This window comes from Streptococcus pantholopis (genome assembly GCF_001642085.1).
GTDB lineage: Bacteria > Bacillota > Bacilli > Lactobacillales > Streptococcaceae > Streptococcus > Streptococcus pantholopis.
In genome coordinates, this window is sequence record NZ_CP014699.1 from 1,388,545 (window position 1) to 1,400,314 (window position 11,770).

13 protein-coding genes are annotated in these 11,770 nt (G+C 41.8%); 3 read left to right on the plus strand and 10 right to left on the minus strand.

Translation table 11 applies throughout. The features are described 5' to 3' along the window. Positions 1 to 383 precede the first annotated feature (383 nt). From A0O21_RS06400 to A0O21_RS06410, 3 genes are all read right to left on the minus strand, one after another. The gene (locus A0O21_RS06400) at positions 384 to 1,337 is read right to left on the minus strand and encodes a competence protein CoiA (RefSeq protein WP_067063105.1); all 954 of its coding nucleotides are present in this window, start codon (positions 1,335 to 1,337) and stop codon (positions 384 to 386) included. Between the two features lie 131 nt (positions 1,338 to 1,468). Continuing rightward, entirely contained in the window at positions 1,469 to 2,170 is a 702-nt protein-coding gene (gene nagB, locus A0O21_RS06405) for a glucosamine-6-phosphate deaminase (RefSeq protein WP_067063108.1), read from the minus strand. A gap of 87 nt (positions 2,171 to 2,257) precedes the next feature. Beyond that, positions 2,258 to 2,755 (minus strand): VIT1/CCC1 transporter family protein, encoded by a 498-nt coding sequence (locus A0O21_RS06410; protein ID WP_067063112.1) that lies wholly within the window; start codon positions 2,753 to 2,755, stop codon positions 2,258 to 2,260. A 151-nt stretch (positions 2,756 to 2,906) separates the two neighbouring features. On the opposite strand from A0O21_RS06410, the gene queA reads away from it, so the two are divergent. Further along, on the plus strand, positions 2,907 to 3,935 hold the full coding sequence (gene queA, locus A0O21_RS06415) for a tRNA preQ1(34) S-adenosylmethionine ribosyltransferase-isomerase QueA (RefSeq protein ID WP_067063117.1): 1,029 nt from the start codon (positions 2,907 to 2,909) through the stop codon (positions 3,933 to 3,935). Between the two features lie 286 nt (positions 3,936 to 4,221). Here the strand turns inward: queA and A0O21_RS06420 are convergent, their stop codons facing one another. Then, complete coding sequence (locus tag A0O21_RS06420) at positions 4,222 to 4,695, minus strand: DUF4230 domain-containing protein (protein ID WP_158511699.1); 474 nt, start codon at positions 4,693 to 4,695, stop codon at positions 4,222 to 4,224. A 510-nt stretch (positions 4,696 to 5,205) separates the two neighbouring features. Here A0O21_RS06420 and A0O21_RS06425 point away from each other — a divergent pair. Both A0O21_RS06425 and A0O21_RS06430 read left to right on the plus strand, forming a co-directional pair. Continuing rightward, on the plus strand, positions 5,206 to 6,108 hold the full coding sequence (locus tag A0O21_RS06425) for a cation transporter (protein ID WP_067063120.1): 903 nt from the start codon (positions 5,206 to 5,208) through the stop codon (positions 6,106 to 6,108). A gap of 136 nt (positions 6,109 to 6,244) precedes the next feature. After that, positions 6,245 to 6,454 carry a hypothetical protein gene (locus tag A0O21_RS06430; protein ID WP_067063124.1) on the plus strand — a complete coding sequence of 70 codons (210 nt, stop codon included), beginning with the start codon at positions 6,245 to 6,247 and terminating at the stop codon, positions 6,452 to 6,454. A gap of 98 nt (positions 6,455 to 6,552) precedes the next feature. Here A0O21_RS06430 and A0O21_RS06435 read toward each other — a convergent pair whose 3' ends face one another. From A0O21_RS06435 to A0O21_RS06460, 6 genes are all read right to left on the minus strand, one after another. Further along, positions 6,553 to 7,191 (minus strand): hypothetical protein, encoded by a 639-nt coding sequence (locus A0O21_RS06435; protein WP_067063128.1) that lies wholly within the window; start codon positions 7,189 to 7,191, stop codon positions 6,553 to 6,555. Positions 7,192 to 7,256: 65 nt separating this feature from the next. Next, complete coding sequence (locus A0O21_RS06440; protein ID WP_067063131.1) at positions 7,257 to 7,736, minus strand: GNAT family N-acetyltransferase; 480 nt, start codon at positions 7,734 to 7,736, stop codon at positions 7,257 to 7,259. A 254-nt stretch (positions 7,737 to 7,990) separates the two neighbouring features. Beyond that, a complete protein-coding gene (gene buk / locus A0O21_RS06445) occupies positions 7,991 to 9,100 on the minus strand; it encodes a butyrate kinase (protein ID WP_067063136.1) in 1,110 nt (369 codons plus the stop codon). A 671-nt stretch (positions 9,101 to 9,771) separates the two neighbouring features. Further along, on the minus strand, positions 9,772 to 10,767 hold the full coding sequence (locus A0O21_RS06450) for a phosphate acyltransferase (RefSeq protein ID WP_067063141.1): 996 nt from the start codon (positions 10,765 to 10,767) through the stop codon (positions 9,772 to 9,774). A gap of 8 nt (positions 10,768 to 10,775) precedes the next feature. After that, positions 10,776 to 11,009, minus strand: coding sequence for an acyl carrier protein (locus A0O21_RS06455; protein WP_067063144.1), 234 nt, complete (start codon positions 11,007 to 11,009; stop codon positions 10,776 to 10,778). A gap of 337 nt (positions 11,010 to 11,346) precedes the next feature. After that, on the minus strand, positions 11,347 to 11,769 hold the full coding sequence (locus A0O21_RS06460; RefSeq protein ID WP_067063148.1) for a Zn-ribbon domain-containing OB-fold protein: 423 nt from the start codon (positions 11,767 to 11,769) through the stop codon (positions 11,347 to 11,349). Position 11,770: the final 1 nt, after the last annotated feature.

Sequence of the window (11,770 nt, forward strand, 5' to 3'; positions counted from 1 at the left end):
TTATAAGGTTTCTTTACTGTCCTATTACCAAATTTGGGCGGTTATACGGTATCCCCGCAGCGTTTAAACCTCTATTCTGCTTATTAAGGCTGACTAATCCCTCAGCTTTTTTCTTTTCAAATTTTAGAGACAGTTATTTGCATCTTGTCATTTACTGTTTTATTTTACCATAAAAATGACTTGGTCGGTTTAAGCAAAAACTATTCGGCAATAAAAATGCAATTCATAAATAGCCAGACTGTATGGCAACTTTGATAGCTGACAGCTAAAAAGACCCTGACTTTTGTATGCAGAGTCTTTTTCTTAAATAATATTTCCAGTTTCTTTTGAAGGCAGTTTCTAGTGAATTTTTGTCTTTTCACTGTCCACTGCAGGGAAGGATGTCAATTTAACCAGGATTTAGATTTTTGATAATAGGCAGGCGGAAAGAGTCTTTGTTCTTTTTTAGCACCTTGTTTGCGATAATAGGCAAAAAAAGCCTGACGAAAGTCTGATAAGTCTTGATGTATCTGGCAAAATCGCTGGCTGCCCGCAAAAGGACGGACCTGCGGGTAAAAATCGTTCAGGTCTTTTACCAATAAATTGGATCCCTGCAAATAAGCCTTCTCCTGCCTCTTCCTCCATCTAGAATGGCCATAATAGAGCTGCTTTTGGATATAGAACAAAAGCTGGCTGTCCATTTTTACTTTATAAGAAACAAGCGGCTGAGCTTTGAAAGGGAGGCGCAAAAAATCCAGAAGATGGCCTGTAAACGGACAGGTCTTTGTTAAATAATGCAGCTTGCCGTGTAAATCTTCGTAAATTAAGTACTTCAGGCGAAGTTCCTGCCTTTTTCGGTCTAATTCCCAATAATGAAAACCCATATTTTGTGAAAAACACAGAAAATGTTTCTGCAGTTCAGTAATAGACTGTCCCAGCCACAAACGCTGGCCTGACAGCCACAAAACCTGATAACCTGCACCAAGGTAGGTCTGGGTCCGTTCTTTTAGGCGTTTAGATGGTAAAGGACTGCACTGCACTTCTAAAGCCAGCCGATGGTTGACCATGAGATCAGCTATCAGACCGGAGTCCGGTAAAAACTGCTCTACACTGACTTTTTCTGTCCGAGAAAGACTCCTGTAAAGCTCTGCCTTTAAGCTCAGATGCTCTGCTGACTCATTTTCATGGTAAAAACGGCAGATTTCACGGCTGATATGAGCAAAATAGGGCCGAATAATCTGACCTGAACGCAATTGCAGCGGAGCCCTGCAGGCCGGGCAAAAAAAGGCTTTGTCTTTAGTGGGAGAATCCCTTAATAAATTGACAGTTTTTCCCTTATCATCAAGTGCAACTAACATGAACACCCTCCACCTTATTATTCGAAAAAAACTTTCATTTTAAAAAATAAGCTTGTTTTGCGAATAAGTCTGTTTGAGCCCTTTATAAAAAACCTCCCGAAAATTGCGGGAGGCTTGGCCTTGATTAGTCACTATAATAAGGAAGCGGCTTCTTCATCCAGAATAACAACCGTATCACTATGTTTTTGTAAAACACTGGCCGGAAGCATCTCGCTTACAGGACCTTTTATCATCTGCGCTGCTGCTTCTGCTTTTTGCCGGCCGTAAGCCATCAGGACAATGGTTTCTGCGGCCATAATGGAGGCAATCCCCATAGAAAGAGCTTGCTTTGGAACATCTGACGGCTTATCAAAAAAGCGGGCATTAGCCTGAATTGTTTCGTCAGTCAAATCCACCAAGTGAGTCTGCGAGTCAAAAGATGTCCCTGGTTCATTAAAACCGATATGGCCGTTTGAGCCTAGCCCCAGAATTTGAAAATCAATAGGATATTGTTTAAGAAGCTGATTGTAGCGTCTGATTTCGGCATCGCTGTCTGCGGCACTGCCGTCAGGCAAAAAACTGTCTTTGAAGGGTTTAAACTTAAATAAGACCTCATTCATAAAAAAATGGTAAGATTGGGGGTCATCAGCCGCCAGCCCCACATACTCGTCCAGATTAATACTTCTTATTTCTGAAAAATCAAGGTCGCTGGCAACTATTTTTTGATAGAAAGCCAAAGGCGTGCTTCCGGTAGCTAAACCCAGTGTTTTAGCTCCGGCTGCCAGTTTTTCTTTCAAAAGATTAAAAGCCAGCTGAGCGCCTTCTTCCTGATCCTTTACCGTGAAAACTTTCATTATCCGTCCTCCTTTTGGTCTATACCGAAGTGCTATCTTCAGTATATGGTATAGACCGATTTTTGTCAAGAAAAAACAGAAAAAATCTTAGTGCTCAATCAAGCCCCCCAAGAATTGGCCGACATAATAAGCAAATAAGGCTGCTAGCAATCCAACAAACAGTGTACGCAGGATTTCTTTGACCCTGCTTTCCTCGGTAATAGTCCCTTTAACTAGGCCAAGCAGTATCAAAGCAACAGAGACTAAGAGGCAGGCCAAGGAAAAAGTGTGATTCTGAAAAATCGGCCATCGATCCAGTAATAAATAAGATAGCAAAGGAATGAGTCCAAAGAGATTGAAGGATACAAAAGTCACCAAGGCGTTTTTTAAGGCCCGTCTGCTATCAACACTTTTGTCAGTGGTTGAACTTAAATAGTCTCCCGCAGCCATAGAAAAACCATCTGCAAAAAGATTAGAAAATCCCAAAACGATAATCGCTGCCAAGCCTAAATTTCCCCCTACAGAACCAGCTACAACTGCGAAGGTCGTAATGATGCCATCCATACCGCCGTAGACAATCGATTTTGCATAATTTCTGATAAGCATAAAATCACCCTTTCATTTTAGTTTTATTATAACATTTATTTAGAATCATTACAAATAACCATTCTGTTATTTTGCTTTAAACTCATATGTCCTTATTTTCTTTCTTCGTGTTATAATAGAAAGGCTGACTATTATGTATATAGGAGAAATAATGAAAACTGACAGCTTTGATTTTAATTTACCAGAAGAGCTGATTGCGCAGACGCCGCTGAAAAAGCGGGATGCTTCCAAACTTCTGATAATTAACCGCCAAACCCATAAGATACTTGACAGTCATTTTGATCATATTATAGATGAGCTAAATCCGGGAGATGCTCTTGTCATGAATGATACAAGAGTGCTTCCGGCTCGTCTTCATGGTGAGAAAAAAGAAACACACGGCCATGTCGAACTCCTCCTGCTAAAAAATATTCAGGGAGATCAATGGGAAGTTTTAGCTAAACCAGCCAAACGGCTAAAAACAGGCAGTGAGATAAGTTTTGGGGACGGCCGGCTTACAGCATCGGTTGTCAAGGAACTGCCAGAAGGCGGACGTCTGGTAGAGTTCAGCTATAACGGGATTTTCCTGGAAGTTTTGGAAAGCTTGGGAGAAATGCCGCTGCCTCCCTATATCCATGAAAAACTATCGGACCGTGAACGCTATCAAACTGTTTACGCTAAAGAAAACGGATCGGCAGCTGCACCGACAGCCGGACTGCATTTTACTCAGGAGCTCCTGCAGAAAATCAAAGATAAAGGAGTTAAGCTGGTTTATCTTACACTGCATGTGGGTCTGGGAACCTTCCGGCCTGTTGCGGCTGATGATATTAAGGAGCATAAAATGCATTCTGAATTCTATACGCTCTCTGAAGAGGCTGCTCAGACCCTGCGGCAAGTCAAGGCTGAGGGCGGCCGTATTGTTGCTGTCGGAACCACTTCAATTCGTACCTTGGAGACAATTGGCCAGAAATATAAGGGGCAGATTCAAGCTGATTCAGGCTGGACGGATATCTTTATCAAACCCGGCTATCAGTTCCAAATTGTCGATGCTTTCTCAACCAATTTTCATCTGCCTAAGTCAACCCTCATTATGCTGGTCTCGGCCTTTGCCGGACAAGAATTTGTCTTAGAGGCCTACCATCATGCCATTGAAGAAAATTACCGCTTCTTTAGCTTCGGGGATGCTATGTTTGTCAAATAACCTGCTGTGAATTGAAAAAGACCTTACCTTCTAGCCGTCCTAGCAGGGAGGCGTCTGCGAAATCAAAGATTTCGGACTTACCGTCTTTTTGCTGTGAGCTTGAACGGGTTTTGTATCTTGCTGAACTGAACACGCCCTAAACGCTGCGGGAAAAAGATGTCCTGGCTTAGAATCTGGCGATTCGTCAGTCAGTCCCCTATTTTCCTTTGGCGTTTTTAACGGGCTTGGTATCTTGATAAACTGTCTGATTCTATTTTCAATTAAAAAGAGGGCAAATACCCTCTTTTTAATTCGTAAAAATTACTGTAACTTCTAAGCCTTCATCGATAGAGGAAAAGATATTCTTATAATAGTCTCTTGCTGATTCCTCTATCATTTCTTTGTATTCTTTCAAATAAACTTGCTGACGTTTATTTGAAATCTCATTGGTCACTAACTCTCCTGTATCAATATTTTGAGTAGAAAAACTTAGCAGTTCCCCATTACTATCATATAATTCATAGGGATTTTCCCCGTCCAGTTCGACTCCAATGACTTGCAATTTAGGAACCTTGACTGTGTAGCTATTTTCACCTGTTTGCTTAATCGTAACATTATTTTTAATGCCAAACTTAGCTTTATAATGCACAATAATAAGGGCCGTTTTCTTTGAAAATGGGATATCAATTCCAAAGAAACTGCTGACATTAGATTTTTTAATGACTTGGTGTATACCCGCATTGAGAAAAACAACTTCATTGACTTTTTCCAGATAATGCACCTGGCTAGCTAGTATTATTATCTGTTTGTTTAGCCACAGAATTATAAGTTAGCGAAAGGCCAAGGACAGCCAAACTTAGGCAAATAAGCAACCAAGCATAGACTTTATAGCCTAATATCTTTTTTATAATCCCCATTTTGACATTTCCATTTCTTAATTTTTCCTTAAAACTATTATATATATATTGTCAAGCCTGTAACAGCAAGCTTTATAAGATATTTCGTCAAGCTTCTTTTTCAGTTTTTAGTTTTTAATTTATCATACTAAATACATGATTTGATTATTTTAGGTAGTCATTTATCAGAATGTTTTCATAAAAAGTTTAAAGCAGCTGAATGCTATTGAAAATACTGGCTTTGGCAGGTCTATGAAATGATTATACAGGACCTCTGTTTTACGCCAGTTATGCTTATTCTTTTGCAGCTTCAATCCTTGATTCACCCGAATTGATAACGCTTACATTTTATGTTATAATAAAAGTACTATCTCAGTGAGCAAAGGAGGAACGTTATGAATCAGAAAGCTATTGAAAAACGATCGTTAATGGTTTCAACATTTGGCAATGGTTTTATGGGAGCCGCCGGAGTGATTGTTTATGTCGTTACCGATTTGAACGCCCTCCTTTTAGATGCTGTTTTTTCAGTCATCACTTTTATCTCCTCTGTGATGGCTTTCTATATCTCCAAAAACAGCAAAAGGCGCACTGCTTCATTTCCAAACGGCATGTATTTTTTAGAACCGCTCTATGCGTTTATCAAATCCGTTGCGACACTGATGCTGCTGATTATTGCTCTTTTAGAATCTGCTGCAAATGCCTATGCTTATTTTATGGACCATATTGGCCATCCGATAAACTCCGGACCGGTCCTGCCTTACACTTCTTTGATGGTACTCATCAGCTTTTCCTTAGCAGCTTACAACCGTAGGCAAAATGAAAAAATCGGCAACATGAGTACTATCCTAGAGGCAGAGGCAAAAGGAAATTTTGCTGATGGTTTAATTTCTGCCGGAGTCGGCCTGGCTTTTTTCCTCTTATATTTTATTGATATTAAAGGGACTCTAGGTTTTCTTCACTACACTGGAGATTTCTTTGTCACTGCAGTTTTAGTAGCGGTTTCCATTAAGGAGCCTGTCCAGACGCTGATTACCTCTTTTAAGGAATTCGCCTATTCGACAACACAGGATCATTATGTGATTGAACGTGTTCACCATATCTTTGCCAAACATTTAGCCGATGAAAAAGAAAATCTTAATATTCTGATTTTCAAGCAAGGTATGAACATTAGTATCAAGGTCTATGTCTTAGCACTGGAAGAACCGGAGTTTATTGACCGGTTGCTGCAGAATAAGGATGATGTCAGTCAGGATTTGGAGAAAACTTTTGAGCACTTTAGTTTAGAATATTCCTTTTAGATTGAATACAAAAACGAACCTGCTATTAGGCAGGTTCGTTTTTTTAGGAAATTTATGAAAAAGATGCAGCTGCTGTTTTTGCTCAAACAGCAACGCACACAGCCAGACCAGCTGGCTGTGAAAGTTTTAGGAGATAATGATAGTATACTGGCAGAAGCTTAAAGGAAGCTTAAGAGAGGTCGACTTACTAAAAAATAATTCACAGTCTGCCCTTCTGCATAAGACAGGCGGTCAGCGGCTTTTTCTGATTGCCAGTCTCATCAGCTCTATCCAAAAAATACTGATCAGGGCTTGTACTAAGAATTTCCGGCAGCTTTTGTATCTTGATAAACTGAACACGCCCTAAACGCTGCGGGAAAAAGATGTCCTGACTTAGAATCTGGCGATTCGTCAGTCAGGCCCCTATTTTCCTTTTGCGTTCTTAACGGGCTTTGTATCTTGATGTTAGAAGTCTTTCCAGTCAAACTGTTTTATATTAAGGGCTGTTCTGCCAGAATCAAAAGTTGGTACCGGATTGCCTTCACTTATTTGAAATTCCTGTTCTATCAGTACATCATAGCCGCTATTATCAGCCCGCAGCTGATAAAGATAGGCAGTCCCTTCTCCGTTAAGAGAATGCCACTGAGCGTAAGCTACTGTTCCGTCATCATAAATAATCGCACTTTCGCGGTGACCGCCGGCTGAAGGAACATAGGACTGAGCCAGATAAGCCGGAACTCCGTTTTGCAGATAGTAAATGGCTGCTAATGAAACAGTCCCGCCGGAAGAATAGCCGGTAATCAGTTCATTAGTACCGTTATGATCAATGTCATAGAAAGCATAATAATCAGCAACAGTATCAGACTGATCTGCTGCTACTTTTTGCAGTGTTTCAGCATACAATTCTTCGTCAGATAAGCCCGCTTCTGCCTCAGTGCTCTCTGAAGAAGTGCTTGGGCCTGAACTTGACTGACTGCTGGCTGCTGTTTCTTCTGTCACAGCTTGACTGAAACTTCCTTCAGGAGGAGCTGCTTTTTCCTGACAGGCCGTTAAGAGAAGGCTTGCTGATAAAAGCAGCAAGACGGTGGAGACAGAGTTTTTCATAGTCAATTCCCTTCATTTTAATGGAGATTGGTTTTATCCCTATTGTATTCTTAAAGATGAGTTTGTTAGAGTTTATAGTAATAAGGGCAGATATTTTCAAAATGGCCGTCTTTCATTCGAAAACCGCCTGGAATTGTTCCTAACTGAATAAAACCTAACTTTTCGTATAAACGGCGGGCAGAAATATTGCTTTCTACTACGGCATTAAATTGCAGAATACGAAAACCTAAATCTTTGGCTGCAGTCAGACAGTGCTGGACCAGCGCTTCTCCTACATGACGCCCTCGGGCAGCAGAGGAAACAGCATAACTGGCATTACAAATGTGACCGCAGCGTCCAATATTATTAGGATGTAAAATATATAATCCTACTATTTTTCCATCCATTTCTGCCACAGCCGTATAACTTTGATCAGCAAAGAACTCAGCTGCTGCTGCTTTTGTTAATACCTCTTCCTGTGGAAAGGCATTACCTTCTTCAACAATAGCATTCCATATCATTCTCACCTTCTCTAAATCGCCCTGCTCATATTTTCTAATTAACATACTTTGCCTCCTCCGCAGCCGCTGTTCATCCTAGCTTTCTGAATGATTCGAAAAGATTCTGTTCTTTGAGACTGTTTACGTTCCTACTGCTATGATTATTATAGCAAAAAATCCTTTTAATGAAGATGAGATTTCTCCATTTAATCATTTTTCGGACTGCTCTCAATAGATAAAATTTTCAGCCTTTTCCTATCTGCCAATTAACAGCAAAAGCAAGAAGCAGTACAGCCAACCGTGCTGTACTGCTTCTTGAATCAAAACGGAAACGCCTCTTTAGTCCAGACAGGCCGGCCTGTATAAGTTTTGACCTCTTCCTGTCCTGACAAAACTCGGCTGGCGCCATTAGCCATTGCCTGCATTTCAAACTCTCCCGGATAAGCATAAACAGGAGCTATCCAATGACAATAGTCAGTGATTTGACTCACTAAGTCTGCATTATTAACCAAACCGCCGCTCAGCAATATAGCCTGAATATCGCCTTTTAGAACAGCGGCCATTTGACCGATTGTTTTAGCGATTTGATAAATCATGCTATCCCAAGCCAGCTGTTCGGCCTCAGCTCCTTTTTGCGCAGCTGCAAAAATGGCTTTGGCATCTGCACTCCCTAAAAGACTGACAAAACCGCCGTTCTTTGTACACAGTTTTCTGAGGTCAGAGGCTGAGACGCCATCATTGAGAAGCTCTACTACTCCCGTTAAAGGCAGGCTGCCAGCACGTGTCGGTGCCATCGGTCCTTCACCTCCGACAATATCTGTACCATCAATCATCTGACCTCTACGATGAGCAGAAATTGAAATTCCCCCGCCAATATGACAAACGATATAATTAACCTTTTGATAGATTTCTTTTTGTTTCCTAGCGTGGTGCAAGGCTGTTTCCTTAAGATTCAAGGCGTGAAGATGGCAGGTTCGGTAAACACCTTTAACTCCTGTCATCCGAGCCAGATCCTGATATTCATCGGTATCAGGAGGGTTAACCACAAAAGTCGAACAAGAGGCTTTGCGGGCAAAATAGCGTGCCAACTGGGGGCCGAGATTGGCCGGATGCTCTACCCCATTAGCCCCATTCTTAGCGTCCCTATACAACTGATCATTGACCTCGTAAACACCGCCTGCCAGCGGCATCAGACCTCCGCCTCGGCCTACAACAGCATCCAAATCATTCAGTGTCAGCGAACTGTCTGCGAGACATTTTTCAATCAAGGTTTTGCGGTAATCTAATTGCTGTGAAAGTCTGTCAAATTGTGCTAATTCACTGCTGTCATGAGCAACATTTTCTGTAAAAACAGCTTCTTCACCCTTAAAATAAGCAATCTTTGTCGATGTTGAACCAGGGTTAATCGTTAAAATCTTATATTCAGCCATCTATCCTCCCTTCCAACAAGATACAAAGCCTGTTAAAAACGCAAAAGGAAAATAGGCGGTAAGTCCGAAATCTTCGATTTCGCAGACGCACCCCTGCCAGAACGACTAGAAGGGTGCGGCAGGCTGTAAAGACTGCAAAGCCTTCAGACGTTTACGGCTGCCTAACTGTGAAATCAGTTCTATATTTGACCATGCTTTTTCCCGCAGCGTTTAGGGCGTGTTCAATTACATAAGATACAAAGGCCGTTACAAGAGCAAAGCAAAAATAGGAAAATTGACGAAGAGCCGCTAAGACTCTAGGAAATTTTATCTTTTTTGCACAGCCTTAGGCCGTGTTCAATTCAGCAAGATACAAAGGCCGTTAAGAACGCAAAAGGAAAATAGGCGGTAAGTCCGAAATCTTCGATTTCGCAGACGCACCCCTGCCAGAACGACTAGAAGGGTGCGGTCGACCGCTAGGACGACAAAGCTTTCAGACGGCTACGGCTTTTCTACTCAATTGCTATTACAAAGCCATGATGTATGCCATCTTTTTCACTAGGATTTTAGGGCGTGTTCAATTCCAACAAGATACAAAGGCCGTATAGAAAGAGTCAGAAAAACAGAGACCCGACCGATGTGCTGTAAACATGAGCGGGCGTCTTTTTTGAACTTTCTGACCATATTCAGTTTTAACACATGGCTCGTACGGCAGTTAGGGCGATGTTACCCACTAGTTCAGAAACTGGGGCACTGCGTGAACAGTCGCTAATCACCTTATTCATGCCGGTAATCATGGGACCGTAAGCATCAGCCTGAGCAAATTGCTGAACCAGTTTCACTCCAATATTGCCTGCATTTAAATCCGGAAAAATGATGACATTCGCCCGTCCGGCAACTTTAGAAGACTGAGATACTTTCTTGGCTGCAGATGATGGGTTGATGGCAGTGTCAAGCTGAAACTCGCCTTCAATTGCTAAATCCGGCCGCTGCTCATTAGCTATTCTGACTGCTTCAACAACCTTGTCTGCCAATTCACCGCTGCCACTGCCCAAACTGGAATAAGAAAGCAAGGCGCAGCGCGGTTCCCAATCTAAGAGTGAACGAACTGTTTCACAAGTGGCTATAGCAATACTGGCAAGTTCTGCCGCATCAGGATTTTGGCACACTGCTGCATCGCCAAAAGCAAGCAAATCACCCTCAGAACCCTTGAAACCAGGGATTTGCATAATTCCACAGCTTGAAACTGTGGCTATTTCTTTTTTTAAACCTACAATACTTTGTCCGGCTAAAATAATATCGCCTGTCGGCTGTGAGATTCCGGCAAAGGCTGCATCAACCTTATCCAGAGCGGTTAAAACCAAAGCATAATATAAGGGATCAGCCAATCGACGTTTCAGGGATTTCCCTTTAAAAATAGCATAAGGATAATTAGCATAGGCACTCAGTAAGCTCTCTTTTAACTCATCATCCTCTACATCATAAATTGTAAACACTTGGCTGTCTAGCTGTAGTTCTTGACACAGTGCCTTAATCTTTTGCGGACAGCCCACCAAAACAGGCTTAATATAGCCTTTCTTTCCAGCCTGGTAAGCCGCCTGCAATATTTTCTCATCATAGGCTTCAGGAAAAACCATACGGGCTGGCTGTCTCTGAGCTCTCTGATAAACTCTTTCCAATATATCCATAACAGTACCTACGCTTCTGCGGCTACAGCTGCAGTCAAATCAGCAACTGTTTTAAACTTGGCGGCCTCAGAAATAGGAATCATAACATCCAGTTCTTCTTCAATATTGGCAATCAAACTTACCATGACAAGCGATGAAGCAGCTAAATCATCTTTAAAGGTTGTATCTAAACCTATATCGGCAATATCTTTATTAAAAGCCTGTGCAACCAATTCCAAAACATTTTTCTCTAATTCAGTCATTACAAAACTCCTTTACACTAAGATACAAAGGCCGTTAAAAGAGCAAAGCAAAAATGGCGGTAAGTCCGAAATCTTTGATTTCGCAGACGCACCCCTGCCAGAACGACTAGGGAGCGAGACAGAACCCCAGACCGTAAAGTTCGATGTCTCGCCCCCACAAAGCCTAGCAGACATTTTAAAGCTTTGAAAAGCGACTAAAATGCCGCTAGATGACTAGCGTCTTGTTTATACTACAAGCAATGACTTGGGAGGCTAGGAATTTTGTCTGCTTTCAGTCGTTTACGGCTGGCTAACTTGAAATCAATTCTAAACTTACTGTGTCTTTTTTGCACAGAACTTACGGGGCTTTCCCCAGAAAATCTTCATCAACAGCAAAAACAACCATTTTATAGCCGTCCCTAGGAACAATGACAGCATGGACGGGGACATCTGGGAGATGTGCCTCCATAAAATCACGGTTTTTCTTTCTGACGCCTTTTATAATACAGTTAAAATAAGCTCCTTCAGCGATTTCAACAGATCCGTAGGCATAAGGCTTCAGGTCATCATTTACCGGCTGATGAGTCATCATGCCCGGCAGAAAGAAGTCAACCATTCTGCCTTTCCCGGAGATTTCAATCCAGTTCATATCATGTAATTCCCCGCAAGCGTTGCAGGTTAAAACGGGAGGGAATTCCACTGCACCGCAGCCCGAGCATTGGCGTCCCAGCAGCTGACCCTCATCTAAAGCATCATAATATCTTTTTACAATTTTTTCCATA